Raw genomic sequence first — 16,207 nt, forward strand, 5'->3', positions numbered from 1 at the left:
GGCTCCTTTTCTCTCAAGGATCCTTGTTCATGAAATCATTCATGCTGCTCGCCGCGGCCGCCGTGGCAGCGATCGCAGCCACCGCCGCGCCCGCGGCGGCTCCGGCTCCGGTCGCCGCCGGAGCGCTCGTGCCCTATCAGCAATTCACGCTCGCGAACGGGCTGCGGGTGATCGTTCATGAGGATCACAAGACGCCGAAGGTCGCAGTGTCTGTCTGGTACCATGTCGGCTCGGCCAACGAACCGGAGCGCAAATCCGGCTTCGCCCACCTGTTCGAGCATCTGATGTTCAACGGCTCCGAGCATCACGACAAGGAATATATGCCACCGCTGCAGGAGATCGGCACCTCCGGCGTCAACGGCGCGACCTCGCTCGACCAGACCTATTATTACGAGATCGTGCCGACCGGCGGACTGGAGCGGGTGCTCTGGCTCGAATCCGATCGCATGGGCTATCTGCTCGGCGCGGTAACGCAGGCCAAGCTCGACGAGCAGCGCGGGGTCGTCCAGAACGAGAAGAGGCTACGCGAGGGCCAGCCTTATGCGACGATGGACCAGCGCGTCGCCGCCGGCCTGTTCCCCGCCGACCATCCCTACAACCACCCGACGATCGGATCGATGGAAGATCTGACCGCGGCCTCGCTCGACGACGTCAAGCAGTGGTTCCGCGATTATTACGGTGCGGCCAACGCGGTGGTGACCCTGTCCGGCGACGTGACGCCGGAGCGCGCCAAAGCGCTTGCCGAAAAATATTTCGGCAGCATCCCGGCGGGGCCGCCCACCGGCCGGCTGACCGCCTGGGTGCCGACCCTCGAACATGACAAGAGCGAGGTCGTCGCGGAAGCGGTGCCCGAGACTGCGATCACCTGGAACTGGGCGGTGCCGGGCCGCGGCACCGCCGACGCGCCGGCGCTGCGCATGGCCGCCTATGTGCTCGGCCGCGGCAAAACCTCACGCCTCTATCGTGCCCTGGTGCAGGACAGGCAGCTCGCGACCTCCGCCTCGGCAAATTATTCGTCTTATGCGGTGGCCGGGATATTTTCGGTCGACGTTCGGCTGAAGGAGGGCGTCGACCGCGCGGCGGCCGAGAAAGTGATCGCCGAGGTGATGGCCGATTTCCTCAAGTCGGGCCCGACCGCGGCCGAGCTGGAGAGCGCCAAGGTGACCGCTTACGCGGACACGGCGCGAGCGATGGAATCGATCTACGTGCGGGCGATGGCGCTTTCGGACGGGGCGGTGTTCGCGGATGATCCGGGCGCCTTTGAGAAGGAGGATGCCCGCTTTGCGGCGACCGGAGCTCCCGCCGTCCGCGCCGCCTCCGCGACATGGCTGAGCAAGGCTTCGTACCGGCTGACCGTGCTGCCGTTCGGCAGCCACCAGGCGATCGCCGATGCCGCCGATCGCCGCACGATCCCGCCGCTGGGACCCTCGCCGGAGCTCGCTCTGCCGGCGACGCGCGAGGCGAAGCTTTCCAACGGCATCCGGGTCGTGCTGGCCGAGCGGCCGGGCGCGCCGCTGGTCGAAATGGCTATGGTATTCGACGCCGGCCGCGCGGCGGAGCAGCATGCCAAGCGCGGCATCCAGGGCTTCACCCTGGGATTGATGGACGAGGGCACCAGGAGCCTCGACAGCCAGGCGCTGGCGGAACGGCAGGCGCTGCTCGGCACCCGCATCTACGGTTTTAGCGACACCGATACGACCGCCTTCCAGCTGTCGGCGCTCACCCGCGCGCTGCCGGAGTCGGTCGCGCTCTGGGCCGATTACATCCGCAACCCGGGCTTCCGTCCAGCCGACATCGAGCGGGACAGGGCGCTCGGCCTGTCCGGCCTTGCCCAGTCACTCGCCAACCCCGACGACGTCGCCCAGCGCACCTTCGCCAATCTGATCTACGGCGCCGATCATGCTTATGGCGTGGCGCTTGCGGGCCGTGCCGAGACGCTCAAGGGGTTCACGCGCGATGATGTCGTCGCCTTCCACGAGAGCTGGATCCGCCCGGATAATGCAGTGATCTATGCGGCCGGCGATACCGATCTCGCTACGCTCACGGGGGCGCTCGAGAAGGGCTTCGGCGGCTGGCGGCCGCCCACCCGGCCCAAGGGCAGCAAGACGCTTGCCGCGGTGCCGGCTGCGACCGCCCCGCGGATCGTGCTGATCGACAAGCCGGGCGCACAGCAATCCGCGATCCGCGTCGGCCAGGCGGTGATCGACGGCCTCGACGCGCGCGACTTCGATCTCGACGCGGTCAACGACGTGCTCGGCGGCGGCTTCACGTCGCGGCTCAACATGAACCTGCGCGAAGCCAAAGGCTGGAGCTATGGGGTCAACAGCTTCGTCGAGGATTCGCGCGGGCCGCAGCTGTTCGGGATCGCGACGAGCATCCAGACCGACAAGACGGCCGAAGCGCTCGCCGAACTCGCCCGGGAGCTGCGCGACATCGGCAAGGATCGTCCGGCCACGGCCGACGAGATCGCCCTTGTCGTCAAGGGCCAGGTGCTCGGCCTCCCGGGCCAGTTCGAGACCAACCAGGCGATGGTCGGCTATCTGCGCTGGGTCAACCGGTTCGACCGCCCCTACGACTACATCACCACCTTGCCGCGGCAATATGGCGCGCTCCGGCCGGAGACGATCACGGCGACCGCCAATGCCCTGCTCACCCCGGGAGCGATGACGTGGGTGGTGGTCGGCGATCTGTCCAAGACCGAGGCCAAGATCCGCGCCCTGAAGCTCGGCAGCGTCGAGGTATGGGATTCGGAAGGCCGCAAGCTTCGCTGAGCGGGGGCTCCGCGGCCACGCCCGGTGGGCGGGCGTGGCCGGAGCCTATTTGCCGCAGATGACCGAAGCGGCGCCGGGTCCGGTGATCGTGCAGCTTGCCGGGCCGGCGATGCGGACCTCGCCGAGTCCGTTGGCCGACACTCTTGCGGTGCGGACCGCACGGAAGCCGATGCTGCCGCTGCTGTCGGAGACCAACGTTGCATCATCGGCGGCGAGACCCTCGCCATCGAGCGTCCCGCTGCCCTGGACGGTGGCGCGGAGCTGCTTCGCCTTGCCGGCAAGTTTCAGGGTGCCGGCACCGGCAAGGGTGAGGGCGAGCGCGTCGCTGTCGACGGCGCCGATCGTCATCGCGCCGCTGCCGGAGAGCGACAGATCGGCCTTGAGGCCACGGAGGCGATCGATGGCGAGGCGGCCCGCGCCGACGATGGCCGCGGCCCTCAATTCGCGGGTGGCGAGTTCGATGGTGACCGGACCGCTGCCCGCACCCGGCGTGCCGCCCCAGGCGGAGCGGTTCGGATGGATCTTGAGCACGCCCGACTGGACCTCGATCGTCACGCGATCGAGCGCCGCCTGGTCGCCTTTCGCCCGCGCCCGCGTCGTCGTGCCGGTGACGAGGGTGACCTGGTACGGTCCTTCGATCCGGAGGCGATCGAAGTCGGTGACGGAGTAGCTGCGCTCGGCGGCGAGCGCCGGCGCGGCGGCGAGGAGCGGGAGCAGAAAGGCGGCACGGTGGATCATGCGCCGGAGCATGGCCGCAAATGGTTAACAGCCGGGTAAAGCGGCGATCCGTCTCTTCTTCTTGTTCTCCCCCTTCAGGAGAGGACAAGAAGAAGCGGAGGGCCGAGGACGAACACCGCGCCGCGAAGCAGGCGGGGCGCCGGCCCCCGCATCACCCCGTGCAGCGCGCCTCGCCGGAGCCCATCTTCGAGATATTGCACTTGGCAGGGCCGGAGAGTTCGACGTCGCCCGAGCCGACGATCGAGATGTCGGCGCTCTGCATGGCGCGCGCCTTGACGTTGCCGGAGCCGACGATCGAGACGTTGGTGCGCTGGACTTCCAGGCCTTCGAGCGAAAGGTCGCCCGATCCCGCGACGGAAACGTCGCCGCTCTCCGCTTTGCCCTTGGCGCGGATGCCGCCCGAGCCGGCGATCGAGAAGCTCGCCGCCTTCACCTGGAGTGCGCCGATGTCCATGTCGCCGGAGCCGCCGATCGAGCCTTCGAAGCGGTCGCCGCTCACCTTGTCGATCTTCATGTCGCCGGAACCGCCGATCGAGGCCGCCGCGAGCGCGGGCAGGGTGACGTAGACCGTCACCGGAGACTTGTCGGAGTTCCACTTGAAGGAGAAGCCCTTCTTGGTGCCGATCTCGAGCTCGCCGTCTTCGACCCGGATGTCGAGCTTGTCGATGATCCCGAGATCGCCCTCCGCGCGCACCGATGGCGCGCCGCCGACCGTGACCACGACATTGTGCGGTCCGCCGAGCGCGACCTTGTCGAAGCTGCCGACCTCGAACGCGCGGCTGCCGTTCTGGCCGCTCGGCTTGGCGTCGTGATTCTGCGCATCGGCGCTGAAGTTGCACGCCGCCAGCAGCAGCATCGACCCCAGGGTCGCGATTGGTCCGCGCATCGTTTCTCTCCCCATCAGGTGTATTGCCTGTATAATACGCAGCTGCGACGCGCGGTGCAAGTGGGAAGAAGGGGAGGCGCAGGGCACTCGCATTTGGGTCAATAGGGTCTTTGCCTGGCCAGGCCCCTCATTCCTCCCTGTCGCCATAGGCGATGGAGAGGGATGATCAGGTTTGAACTGCCCTGCAGTTTAGAGCCATGCCGGTGGCATGGCGCGCCTGATCATCACGAAGTGCGGTGGAGGGGCTTCAGGCGCTGATGGCCCCTCCACCAGCTTTCAGCTGGTCCCCCTCCCCATCCGCTTTGCGGACAGGGAGGATGAGAAGGTCAAATGCAATCACCCTAAGGGGCGGCGCTACCGCGAACGCCCCTCCAGCCCTTGCTGGAGGGCGGGGGGTGGTTCTTCTTCCTGCTCTCTGCGGGGCTCGGTTGGAAGTCCGTGAAGAAGGGGCCACCCCCGGCCCCTCCAGCAAGGGCTGGAGGGGAGACACGCCTTTTCCTGACCGGATAGGGTGGTGACGAAATCGACCGGTTACCTGGGTGACAGGTTCAGCCACGTCTCCGCTTCGCGCATGCACGAAGGGACAAAAAAAGGCGGCCCGTTTCCGGACCGCCTCTTTGGCTGGATCGGTGGGGAGGCTCAGGCCTCGATCACCTTTTCCTTGTTGTAGATCGCGGCAGCCTTGTTGAGGATGTCGAGGATCTTGTCGAGCGCCTTGGGCTCGTCGAGCCCTTCGAGCGCGGCCAATTCGCGAGCGAGGCGGCTGGAGGCCGCTTCGAAGATCTGGCGCTCGGAATAGCTCTGCTCCGGCTGATCGTCGGCGCGGAACAGGTCGCGGGTCACCTCGGCGATCGAGACGAGATCGCCCGAGTTGATCTTCGCTTCATATTCCTGCGCGCGCCGCGACCACATGGTGCGCTTCACCTTCGGCTTGCCCTTCAGGGTGGCGAGCGCTTCCTGCATCGTCTTGTCGGACGACAGCTTGCGCATGCCGACGCTCTCGGCCTTGTTGGTGGGGACGCGGAGCGTCATCCGCTCCTTTTCGAAACGAAGCACATAAAGCTCGAGCTGCATGCCCGCGATATCCGTGCTCTGCAATTCGATGACACGACCGACGCCGTGCTTGGGATACACCACATAATCGCCAACGTCGAAGCTCAACGCCTTCGCTGCCATCTATTTCGACCTTCCTATGGAATTGGCGCGCGGGGTGCCGGATCGCCTCCCCAACGAACCCGGATGCCTTTAGCGGCCTGCAAAATCATCATCACACGCGAATGCGCAGACGCAATCGCCTTCCGATGATCAGCATATATCACGAAGGGTGCTGAAAAGCTACCCTTTTAGGCAAGGCGTGGCCGATTCCCGTCCAGTCGCGAGACAGTCCGGGATTCCCTGATTGCCAGAGACTTAAACCGCGCTTGCGCGGCGGAGACTCAGTCTCCCAGGCCGGGACTGGCCGAGAAATATTTCTCGAACTTGCCTTCCTCGCCCTTGTGGTCGTCGGCATCGGCCGGAGATTCGCGCTTGCGGGTCAGGTTCGGCCATTCGGCCGAATAGGTCGCGTTGACCTCCAACCACTTTTCGAGGCCGGCCTCGGTATCGGGCAGGATCGCCTCGGCCGGGCATTCGGGCTCGCAGACGCCGCAATCGATGCACTCGTTAGGATTGATGACGAGCATGTTCTCGCCCTCGTAGAAGCAGTCCACCGGGCACACTTCCACGCAGTCCATATATTTGCAGCGGATGCATGCATCGGTGACGACGTAAGTCATGACTTCCTTCTCCCTGTACGGGCCGGCTCTAGTCGCCGCCCCCTTCGCTCGTCAACGGGGAGCCTTCGACCAGCTCGCTGTAGAGCATGCGCGCTTCCGCCGGCGGGCCGCGGCGAGCGGGCAAGGCTTCGATCCGCAGCACCCGCACCCTGCCGTGAACGGCGAAAGACAGCACGTCGCCGATCCGCACCGGCGCGTGGGCACGATCGACGATCCGGCCCGAGAGGCGCAGATGCCCTCCCTCGGCCAGCGCCTGGGCGAGCGACCGGGTCTTCACGATCCGGGCGAACCAGAGGAATTTATCGAGCCGGAGCGTGTCAGCCACGCCGGAGCCCCGCCAGCGCCGCAAAGGCATGGGAAGGATCCGCCTGGGGCTCCGGCCGCCGGCGGGCATGGCCGCGCCACACCCAGCCAGGCTGTTCGCCCGGCGTGGCGCCGCTCGGGCGGAAGCCGAGATCGCGCATCAGCTTGGCGATCGTCTGCGGCTGCAGGCCGAGCGAGGTGGCGAGCGCTTCGTCGACATAGGTTTCCGCCTTGCCGGCGCGCGCCTCGAACGCGCGCTTCGCCAGCCGCTCGACAAGATCGACCCGGACCATCTGCGGGCCGAGCGCGCGATAGCCGAGCCTGGCGAGCAGCCGCCGCTCCGTCTCTCCCGGTGTCGGCAGGACGACGGCGGATTCGGACGGGAGCAGGGGCATGGCGACGCCCGAGCAGGCGCTGCGCAGCGCCGTACGCCAGCGCCGCGGCTCCGGCTTCAGGATGTCAGGCAGATACAGATCGAGGGCGCCGATCCGGACCCTGAGGCGGGTGATCAGCTTGCGCTGCTCGCGCTCGAGCGCGGCGATCGGCTTGGCCACCACCTCCCGCGGCACGATCCCGCCTTCGTCGACCAGCATCGCCAGGATCGAGCGGATCGCGGGCGGCGCACTCGAATCCTGCGCCGCCGCACCCGCGGCGCGCAGCGGCGCCAGCCAGTGTTCGACCTGATGGCGCAGCCAGAGGTCGAGACGCGAGGTGACGGTGGAGCGTCCGCGTTCCGACAGCCGATCGAGCCTGCGATCGATCAGCAGGCGCGGCGACAGCAGATTCTTGCCCGGGCCGAGCCGCGCCACCTCGTGCCCGCGCCATAGGATCGCGATCGGCAGGCCGGGATCGGTGCGGAGGGTGAAATGGTCGTCGGTGTCGGCGGCGAGGGCTGCCGCGCGCTTCTCGAACTCGCCGCCGAGCCGGCGCTCGGCTGTGGCCAGCAGCATCTTGCGATCGGCGTGCTTGGCGGTCGGATCGACCTCGAACGAGAAGCCCTCCATGCGGCCGATCGGGAACGAGCCGACGGTGACCTCGCCCTGCTCGTCGACGATCACCGGGAATTCGCCGGCACCCTTGCGGCCGATGTCGCGCAGCAGCACCGAGGTGCGGCGGTCGACGAAGCGCTGGGTCAGGCGCTCGTGCAGCGCGTCGGAGAGCTTCTCTTCGACCTCGCGGGTGCGCTCGGCCATCGTCACCGGATCGGCCAGCCAGTCGGCGCGATGAGCGATATAGGCCCAAGTGCGCACTCCGGCGATGCGGTCGGCGAGCGTGTCGATATCGCCCTGGACGTTGTCGAGCGCGGCCACCTGACTTGCATACCAGCCCTGCGGAATGCGGCCGTCCCCTTCGCTGAGATGCAGGAAGATGCGGCCGACGAGGCGAGCGTGATGATCGGGGCCGGTCTTGCGGAAATCGGGAAGGCCGCAGGACGCCCAGAGACGCCGGACCTGGTCCTGACCCTTGGCGCGGGCCGCGATTTCCGGATCCTCGGCGAGCCGCTTCAGCACGGCGAGATCGATCGCCTCCGGCGCCGCGCGCAGCCCGAGGGCGGTCGGCCGGCGCTCCAGCGAGCGAACCAGCGCGTCGACGCTGCGGACATCGGGATCGCCCTCGCGCCAATAGAGATGGTCGAGCGGAGCGAAGCGATGCTCCTCGATCGCTTCGATCTCCTCGGGCCGGAATTCGGCAGCGAGTTCGCCTTCGAGCGTGATCGAGCCGAAGGTGCCGTCGCGCTGGTGGCGCCCGGCGCGGCCGGCGATCTGCGCCATCTCGGCCGGAGTGAGGCGGCGGCGGCGGCGCCCGTCGAACTTGGACAGGCCGGCAAAGGCGACATGGGTCACGTCCATGTTCAGCCCCATCCCGATCGCGTCGGTGGCGACGAGATAATCGACCTCGCCCGCCTGATACATCGCCACCTGCGCGTTGCGGGTCCGAGGCGACAGCGCGCCCATGACCACCGCGGCACCGCCCCGCATCCGGCGCAGCATCTCGGCCACCGCATAGACCTGCTCGGCGGAGAAGGCGACGATCGCCGAGCGCGGCGGCAGCCGCGACAGCTTGGTCGGCCCGGCATATGAGAGGGTGGAGAAACGCGGGCGGCCGATGATCTCGGCCTTGGGCAGCAGCGCGCGAACCATCGGCGCCAGCGCTTCGGATCCGAGGATCATCGTTTCCTCGCGGCCGCGGGCATGAAGCATGCGATCGGTGAAGACGTGGCCGCGCTCCGGATCCGCGCCGAGCTGCGCCTCGTCGAGCCCGACAAACGCGAAATCACGCTCCATCGGCATCGATTCCGCCGTGCACAGGAACCAGCGTGCGTCCCGAGGCAGGATCTTCTCCTCGCCGGTGATCAGCGCGATCTGGTTCGCGCCCTTGAGCTTGACCATGCGATCATAGACTTCGCGCGCCAGCAGCCGCAGCGGAAAGCCGATCATCCCCGACGAATGCGCGGCCATGCGCTCGACCGCGAGGTGGGTCTTGCCCGTATTGGTCGGACCGAGAATGGCGGTAAGCGGGGCCCGCGCGAACTGACTCATGGGAACTAGATCGGGCCTCCGGTCGGCAGACGCAATGATCTGCATAAGAGGGAGCAACGATTCAACGGCTCATCGGCTCCAGCCGACGCTTCGCCGCAGGGGAGGCAAGCCCGTACCAGGGTCTTAATGTTGATTTAACTGTGTTTCCGCAGAGTCCCGGGGTGTGAAGCGACGGGCAGGGCCAACGGGCTGCGCCTCGGCGCTTCGAAATCTTTGGTTTGAGACTGCGGGGATTGCCGCTTTGTATCAGTTCAACACTTTCGGAGCCGGCAACGCCGGAGGCGGCGGCGCCGCAACGCTCAGCGCCGATGCGGCCCTGCTCCGCTCGCGCAGCTTCGGCGTCCGCCAGGACGAGCCGCCGCAAGGCCGTCGTTTCGATCTCGTCGTCGATCTCGGCAGCGGGATCGGCTCGCTGACCTGGTTCCGCGGCCTCGCGACCTGCGGATTGCTCTGCTACGCCGCGATCTCGCTCGCACCCGGCTTCGATCCGATCCCGACGGCTTCGGCCAAGCCGCTTTCCGACCGCCAATGGGACCAGGCCAAGGCGCTCGCAATCTCGCCGCTCGCGCTCGGCGCCGATACCGGCCGCCGCATGGCACCGAACGAAAAGAAGGTGCGCCCGCTGCTCGATACGCCGGAGCGTCCCAGCCTCGATCTCATCGCGACGATCGGCATGGGCGACAGCTTCGCCCGTGCGCTGACCCGGACCGGCATCGCCGATGCAGAGGCGGACCGGGTTGCAACCCTGATCGGCGGGGTCGTTCCCGTTGACGACTTGAGGCCCGGTACCGCGATGCAGATCGTGCTCGGCCGTCGCGCCAATCGCTCCACTGCTCGCCCGCTGCAATCCCTGGCGCTTCGTGCCCGCTTCGATCTCAAGCTCGAGATCGTTCGCCAGGGCAAGGACTATATCGTCAAGCGCACGCCGATAGCGGTGGATACCACGCCGCTCCGCATCCAGGGCAGCATCGGCGACGGCCTGTACCGCTCGGCGCGGGCGCTCGGCGCTCCGGCCAAGGCGGTGGAAGCCTATATCCGGGCGATTGCCGGGAAGACCGAGATCGGCTCGCTCGGCCGATCCGACCGGTTCGACATCATCCTGGAACACAAGCGCGCCGCCACCGGCGAGACCCAGACCGGCGACCTCCTGTTCGCCGGCCTGAATCGCGCCAGCGGCAAGGATCTCCAGCTCCTGCAATGGGAGCAGGACGGCAAGCTGCAATGGTTCGAGGCGGAAGGGGTCGGCCGCAGCAGCGGGACCCTGACCCGTCCCGTTCCGGGCACCGTCTCGTCCAATTACGGCATGCGCCGCCACCCGATCCTGGGCTACTCGCGCATGCATCGCGGCATGGATTTCCGCGCCGGCTACGGCACGCCGATCCTGGCGGCGACCGACGGCAAGGTCGCGTCGGCCGGCTGGGCCGGTGGCCACGGCCAGCGCGTCCAGCTGACCCACAGTGACGGCCTGTCGACGAGCTATTCGCACATGAGCCGGATCGCGGTGCGTCCCGGCACCAGCGTCCGCCAGGGCCAGGTGATCGGCTATGTCGGATCCACCGGCCTTTCGACCGGCCCCCACCTCCATTACGAGCTCTACAAGAACGGCGTTTCGGTCAATCCGGCGAGCGTGACCTTCGTCAGCCGTTCGCAGTTGAGCGGCACCGAGCTTGCCAGCTTCCGCCAGAAGCTGCGTGGCCTGCTCGGCACCCCGGTCGGCGGCACCATTCGCAGCGCGGAGGCGACGCCCAAGGCGCCGGCCGCCGGCGTGATCCGCGCCGGCGCGACCGCGCCGAACAAGGCGCTCGGTGCAACCCTGCGCACGGCGCAGGCCGCGTCGAAGAAGAAGCCGTCGTAAGCAGACGGGGCGGGCGCTCCCGCGTGGGCGTGAGCGGGCGGCCGGGAACGGCCGCCCGCCAGTGACGTTCATCGGAGCAAAGGAGCTCCGATATGGCGGATACAACATTCGACACGCCCGGCGGCGGCAGCCCGGCCCCGAGCGCACCCGGCGCGGCCGACAGCGAACGCGGTCGTCCCGCGACCTTCGATCCCAAGAGCGGCGAAGTGCATGGCAGCGGCTCGGGCGCGGGCGGCGGCGGCAACCAGGCCGAGGATTATGACGGCGATCCCATGGCCGGCGCGAGCCAGGAGCCGGTCGGCAGGGCACGTCCGATCGACAAGGCCATCGACCGCCCGATCGACCCCGACGAGGGAATTTGATCATGGCCGGCACCCAAAGCGGCAGCGGCCATCCGACTCCGGGCAGCGATGAGGCCCGCCACCACGAAATTCCCGAAAGCCTGGAAGCCGAGAAAGGCCGCGGCGACGATTCGCGGCCGGTCGTCCAGCCCGGCCGCGACGCGGTCGCGCCCGACGGCACGCGCTACCGCTATGACGATCTCGGCCGCGCCGAAGACGTCGAGGATTGAGAACAGGAGAGACAGGATGGCAAACGACAACGACAATGCGCCGCTGAGCGGCAGCGATCTTCAGAAATCCCAGTCGGGCGGCGGTTCCGGCGAGTTCGGCGGCAGCATGGACCAGCGCCAGGCAGAACCGGTCGGCGGCGGCACCACCGCCAGCGACCGCAGCAGCGCCGGCGGCTCGAGCGGCACCGGCGGCTACGGCAAGGCCCAGAACGTGACCCTGCAGCGCGAAGGACAGCCGGCGCAGGGCAGCCAATCGGGGCTCGCCGGCGGCGATCTCAGCGAAGGCGGCCGATCCGAGGACAGCAGCGAGATCGGCAACGCACCGAGCGGGCAATCGCGCGGCGAACGCTACGACGAGGAGCAGGGCGGCGGCCGCGGCGTGATGTTCGACGGCACCAGCAGCGTAAGCGAATATGTCGACGACCAGGGCGACGGCCGCGGCGAAACCGACGCGGAGGAATTCGAGCGCGAGAGCGACTGAGCGCTCCTCTTTGCATGCGGCGGGGCGGCGGTGCCCTCCAGGGAACCGTTCGCCCCGCCGCACGTCTGTTACGCATCAGTTACAACCATGGGGACTGAGCATGGCGAACTCGAACTCCGACGACCAGAAGACGAGCGGCTCCAGGACCGGCGGTGCCGATGCGGACAAGGAGTCCGGCGCGGTCTTCCCCGATGCGCTCAAGGAAGCTGGACAGCGTGCTGCGGAACTGGCCCAGAATCCGATCGCGCGGTCGATGATGGCCGCCGGTCTGGTCGCCGCGGCCGCCGCGCTGACCGCCAATGCCCGCGTTCGCAAGACGGTGCGCGACGCCGGCACCGACGCAGTCGACACCGCGAGTGCGGCGGCGGACAGCGCCAGCAAGATCGGTGCGGCGATCGTCTCGGCGGCGACCGACGCAGTGCGCCGTCTGCTCTCGGTCGGTGAGAGCGGCACCGGTTCGAACGCGGAGTCGAGCAGCGACGGCAAATCCACTTCGTCGCGATCCGCAGCGGCGAAGAGCGGACGCGGCAGTAGCAGCAGCCGCAAGAGTTCGGCGTCGGCCAGCCGATCGAAGGCCAGCTCCGGCGGCAGCCGACGCGGCAAGGCCGCTGCGGCACCGACCGCCGAGAGCACCGGCGCGGGCGAATCGAGCGGCGGCGCCAAGGCCGCCGGCAGCCGGTCGCGGACCAGCGCCAAGACGGCGAGTGCCGGTAAGACCAAGGCGAGCGCCAGCGGAACCAGCTCTGGCGGGCGCGGCCGCTCCGGCGCAAACGGCTCGACCGGCAGCAGCGATGCCGGTGCGGCCAAGGCCCCGGCGAAGCGGGCGACGAAAAGCGCACCGGCCGGCACCCGCAGCAGCGGTGGGCGGCGCAAGGCAACTGGAGACGGCGCCGGCGCTTCGGCATCGGGCGGCAGCAGTGGTTCCGGCGGCGGCGACAGCTGACGCAGGCACCGACTCCACGACAAGAAAGAAACGGGGCTCGGCCGTCGCGGCCGAGCCCTTTCTTATCTAAAGCGGCCGCCCGGCCGCGCAGGCTTCGAATTCGACCGGATCGTGCGCGCAGATGATCCGGACCTCGCCCGATTTCTCCACGGAGAGCCGGCGCAACCGTTCCTGATTGCTGAGGCGCGCGCTACGATCCACTTCCATCAGGTTCTGATAGCCGCGCAGGCCCGGCGTGCATTTCCGCCTGGGACCGCGCATCTCGCCGCGGTAGAAATAGGCGTCGCCGGCGTGAAGGAACCAGCCGTCGTCGGCCTGGATGGCTATCCCGGCATGACCCCATGTGTGGCCTGGCAGGGGCACGAACAGGATTTCGGGCGGCAGCCCCTCCAGCGCACGCACCGCAGGAAAGCCGAACCAGGCCTCGCCATTGCCGCTGTAGCGCCGCCACTTGTCGACTTCGTTGAACTGCGCCGGACGATAGCGGTTGCGCGGAACGAAGCCCCTGCGCGGACCGGTGGCGGCGGTGAACTCCGCATCCATCAGGTGGATGGTCGCGTGCGGGAAATCCTCGAGCCCGCCGGCATGATCGAAATCGAGGTGGGTGAGCAGGATGTGACGAACGTCGGAGGGGTTGAAGCCAAGCCGCTGGATCTGCCGGATCGCAGTTTCTTCCTCGCGCAGCTTGATGTTGAGCAGGCTGCGCATCGTCTTGGTGATTCGCGGATCGGGGGGGCGATGGGGATGGTCGACGTCCTTCAGGCCGTAGCCGGTGTCGATCAGCACGAGGCCGTCATTGGTTTCGATCAGCAGGCAATGGCAGACCAGGCGGCCGGTGAGCCCGAGGCTCCGGCCGTCGAAGAATGCGCCCCCGAACGGGCAATCGGTTCCGCAATTGAGGTGATGTATCCGCATCGGCGCGCCTCCTGTTCGAGGCGGCTAACGCCGGCCGCGGCGCGGCGGCTCCGAGCCGGTGCAAAAAAGAAGCGGGGCGCCGCTCGGACGCCCCGCTTCGGGTACGCATTACAAAAAAGGCAGAGGCCTTAGCGGCAGCGGGCTCGGCTGCCGCGATTGCGATCGATCTCGCGGCCGGCAAGGGCACCCGCGACGGCACCGAGAACCGTTCCGGTGGTTCGTTCGCCCCGGGTGTCGATCGCCCGGCCAGCGAGGGCACCGGCAGCGCCGCCGACGATCAGGCCGGTGGTGCCGTTCTTGCGCTTGCAGCGCACGCGACCCTGGCTGTCGCGCCAGGTGCGGCCGTGATAATAACCATCGTCGCCGCGCGCGAAGGCGGGGGCGGCGGGCATGACCGGCATCGCCATCGTGGCGGCCAGCACGGCAAGAGTGACTTTACGCATGAGTTCCTCGCTGGTTGATTTCTTGTCTGGTCCAACGCCTCCCTTATGGATGCAGTTTCATTAACCTAAAACAACGATCGGTTCAGGTGGGAGCAGGAGGCGCTCGCCTCGTCGCGAAGCCGCTCACCGGGGCAGAACCGCGCGTGGAAATGCGCGTTGTGGGCGCGAAGGAGAGCGACAATGAGCAACAAGCATCTTCGTCCGGACGAGACCCCCGCCGACCTGCAGGACGATCTCGAACGTGATCCCGGCATCAGCCAGTCCAAGGGATTGTTTGCGGGCGACACGTCGACCGATGCCGACCTGATCAAGGGCGACAACACGATCGAGGGCGACATCGACAATGACGCGGGCGTCGCCGGCGGCGTGAACCCGAAGGAGGGGCACGACCACTGAACGTACAAGCCTCGCCGCAGAGCGAGGCGGACGTTTCCTCCCCGGAAGTGGCGCCTTGCTCATGCGAGCGAACCGCCCGCAAGTCGGTGGAGGGGTTTGGAAACTCACGTAAGCGCCCGGAGATGAGGCGCTGCGTGGGTCGCCGGCCCCCCTCCACCACCGCCTTTCGGCGGCGGTCCCCCTCCCCAAGCAAGCTCGGGGAGGATCTGATGCGGCGGGGCTCACCGGACCCGCTCCATCAGCCTGCGGCTGGTCCCCTCCTCGTTCCGAGGAGGATCTTAGGCTCAGAGCACGTACTTGCTGAGATCGGTGTTGCGGGCGATAGAGCTCAACTGCTTCTCGACATAAGCGCCGTCCACGGTCACCGTCTCGCCCGAACGCTCCGCCGCTTCGTAGCTGACGTCCTCGAGCAGTTTCTCGAGCACCGTCGAAAGGCGCCGGGCGCCGATATTCTCGATCTGCGAATTCACTTCCGCCGCGATGCGCGCCACGGCACGAATGCCGTCGTCGGTGAACACCACTTCGACGCCCTCGGTAGCGATCAGCGCGCGATATTGCTCGCTGAGGCTTGCTTCGGTCTCCGACAGGATGCGGACGAAGTCCTCCTCGGTCAAAGCCTTCAGTTCGACCCGGATCGGCAGGCGGCCCTGCAGTTCCGGCAGCAGATCGGAAGGCTTGGCGACGTGGAAGGCGCCGCTTGCAATGAAGAGGATGTGATCGGTCTTCATCGGTCCGTATTTGGTCGCGACGGTGGTGCCCTCGATCAACGGCAGCAGATCGCGCTGAACGCCTTCGCGGCTGACCGAGCCGCCCCGGACGTCCGACACCGCGATCTTGTCGATTTCGTCCAAAAAGACGATGCCGTTCGCTTCGGCATCGGCAAGCGCGGTGCGGGTGACGTCGTCCTGATCGAGCCTCTTGTCAGCCTCTTCCTCGACCAGCCGGTTCCACGCTTCGCGCACCTTGAGGCGGCGGCGCTTCTTGTTCTGCTGGCCAAGCGCCTTGGACATCATGTCGGAGAGATTGATCATGCCGACCTGACCGCCCATGCCAGGCACGTCGAACGGCATGTTCGGTGCCTCGACGACCTCCAGCTCGACTTCGCTATTGTCGAGATGGCCGTCGCGGAAACGCTGGCGGAAGCTCTCGCGGGTCGCTTCGCTGGCGCCCTTGCCGGTCAGCGCGTCGAGCAGCCGGTCCATCGCCGCCTGCTCGGCGGAATCCTTGACCGCGATCCGGCGCCGCTCCTTCTCCAGCCGCACCGCTTCCTCGACGAGATCGCGGGCGATCTGCTCGACGTCGCGGCCGACATAGCCGACCTCGGTGAACTTGGTGGCCTCGACCTTGACGAAGGGCGCGTCCGCGAGTTTGGCGAGCCGCCGTGAAATCTCAGTCTTGCCGCAGCCGGTCGGCCCGATCATCAGGATGTTCTTCGGCGTAACTTCCTCGCGCAGGCCATCGGGCAGGCGCTGACGCCGCCAGCGGTTGCGCAGCGCCACCGCGACCGCGCGCTTCGCCTCATTCTGGCCGACGATGTGGGCATCAAGTGCGGCGACCACCGCCTTGGGGGTAAGATTGTCGTTCATGTTG

The 16,207-nt window shown here is 67.6% G+C and carries 16 protein-coding genes; 7 read left to right on the plus strand and 9 right to left on the minus strand.

Going from position 1 to position 16,207, the window contains the following annotated elements; all coding sequences use genetic code 11:
* Window positions 1-29: 29 nt before the first annotated feature.
* Window positions 30-2,771: a pitrilysin family protein gene (locus ETR14_RS14665; RefSeq protein ID WP_129385713.1), complete on the plus strand. Its 2,742-nt coding sequence runs from the start codon at window positions 30-32 to the stop codon at window positions 2,769-2,771.
* A gap of 45 nt (window positions 2,772-2,816) precedes the next feature.
* Here ETR14_RS14665 and ETR14_RS14670 read toward each other — a convergent pair whose 3' ends face one another.
* The 6 genes from ETR14_RS14670 to ETR14_RS14695 all read right to left on the minus strand — a co-directional run bounded on the left by ETR14_RS14670 (window position 2,817) and on the right by ETR14_RS14695 (window position 9,013).
* Entirely contained in the window at window positions 2,817-3,509 is a 693-nt protein-coding gene (locus ETR14_RS14670) for a head GIN domain-containing protein (protein ID WP_165356454.1), read from the minus strand.
* A gap of 151 nt (window positions 3,510-3,660) precedes the next feature.
* Window positions 3,661-4,395, minus strand: a complete 735-nt coding sequence (locus ETR14_RS14675; RefSeq protein WP_165356455.1) for a head GIN domain-containing protein — start codon at window positions 4,393-4,395, stop codon at window positions 3,661-3,663.
* Window positions 4,396-5,034: 639 nt separating this feature from the next.
* Window positions 5,035-5,571 carry a CarD family transcriptional regulator gene (locus ETR14_RS14680; protein WP_129385719.1) on the minus strand — a complete coding sequence of 179 codons (537 nt, stop codon included), beginning with the start codon at window positions 5,569-5,571 and terminating at the stop codon, window positions 5,035-5,037.
* 260 nt (window positions 5,572-5,831) lie between these two features.
* On the minus strand, window positions 5,832-6,170 hold the full coding sequence (gene fdxA, locus ETR14_RS14685; protein ID WP_129385721.1) for a ferredoxin FdxA: 339 nt from the start codon (window positions 6,168-6,170) through the stop codon (window positions 5,832-5,834).
* A 28-nt stretch (window positions 6,171-6,198) separates the two neighbouring features.
* Complete coding sequence (locus tag ETR14_RS14690; RefSeq protein WP_129385723.1) at window positions 6,199-6,525, minus strand: RNA-binding S4 domain-containing protein; 327 nt, start codon at window positions 6,523-6,525, stop codon at window positions 6,199-6,201.
* A complete protein-coding gene (locus ETR14_RS14695) occupies window positions 6,488-9,013 on the minus strand; it encodes a helicase-related protein (protein WP_129385725.1) in 2,526 nt (841 codons plus the stop codon). Before ETR14_RS14695 ends, ETR14_RS14690 begins: the two co-directional genes overlap by 38 nt.
* Before the next feature lie 241 nt (window positions 9,014-9,254).
* Here ETR14_RS14695 and ETR14_RS14700 point away from each other — a divergent pair, with 241 nt between their 5' ends.
* From ETR14_RS14700 to ETR14_RS28395, 5 genes are all read left to right on the plus strand, one after another.
* On the plus strand, window positions 9,255-10,868 hold the full coding sequence (locus ETR14_RS14700) for a M23 family metallopeptidase (RefSeq protein WP_129385727.1): 1,614 nt from the start codon (window positions 9,255-9,257) through the stop codon (window positions 10,866-10,868).
* Between the two features lie 92 nt (window positions 10,869-10,960).
* Entirely contained in the window at window positions 10,961-11,230 is a 270-nt protein-coding gene (locus tag ETR14_RS14705; RefSeq protein WP_129385729.1) for a hypothetical protein, read from the plus strand.
* Window positions 11,231-11,232: 2 nt separating this feature from the next.
* Window positions 11,233-11,439 (plus strand): hypothetical protein, encoded by a 207-nt coding sequence (locus tag ETR14_RS14710; protein ID WP_129385731.1) that lies wholly within the window; start codon window positions 11,233-11,235, stop codon window positions 11,437-11,439.
* Window positions 11,440-11,455: 16 nt separating this feature from the next.
* Window positions 11,456-11,920, plus strand: a complete 465-nt coding sequence (locus tag ETR14_RS14715; RefSeq protein ID WP_129385733.1) for a hypothetical protein — start codon at window positions 11,456-11,458, stop codon at window positions 11,918-11,920.
* Between the two features lie 100 nt (window positions 11,921-12,020).
* On the plus strand, window positions 12,021-12,863 hold the full coding sequence (locus ETR14_RS28395; protein WP_165356456.1) for a hypothetical protein: 843 nt from the start codon (window positions 12,021-12,023) through the stop codon (window positions 12,861-12,863).
* A gap of 66 nt (window positions 12,864-12,929) precedes the next feature.
* Here ETR14_RS28395 and ETR14_RS14725 read toward each other — a convergent pair whose 3' ends face one another.
* On the minus strand, window positions 12,930-13,778 hold the full coding sequence (locus ETR14_RS14725) for an MBL fold metallo-hydrolase (RefSeq protein WP_129385735.1): 849 nt from the start codon (window positions 13,776-13,778) through the stop codon (window positions 12,930-12,932).
* A gap of 128 nt (window positions 13,779-13,906) precedes the next feature.
* Entirely contained in the window at window positions 13,907-14,221 is a 315-nt protein-coding gene (locus ETR14_RS14730) for a glycine zipper 2TM domain-containing protein (RefSeq protein ID WP_129385737.1), read from the minus strand.
* A 180-nt stretch (window positions 14,222-14,401) separates the two neighbouring features.
* Between ETR14_RS14730 and ETR14_RS14735 the strand changes: the two genes are divergently transcribed.
* Window positions 14,402-14,617, plus strand: coding sequence for a hypothetical protein (locus ETR14_RS14735; protein WP_129385739.1), 216 nt, complete (start codon window positions 14,402-14,404; stop codon window positions 14,615-14,617).
* Between the two features lie 284 nt (window positions 14,618-14,901).
* Here the strand turns inward: ETR14_RS14735 and hslU are convergent, their stop codons facing one another.
* Complete coding sequence (gene hslU / locus ETR14_RS14740) at window positions 14,902-16,203, minus strand: ATP-dependent protease ATPase subunit HslU (RefSeq protein WP_129385741.1); 1,302 nt, start codon at window positions 16,201-16,203, stop codon at window positions 14,902-14,904.
* Window positions 16,204-16,207: the final 4 nt, after the last annotated feature.

The sequence above is a fragment of the Sphingosinicella sp. BN140058 genome, assembly GCF_004135585.1.
Classification (GTDB): domain Bacteria; phylum Pseudomonadota; class Alphaproteobacteria; order Sphingomonadales; family Sphingomonadaceae; genus Allosphingosinicella.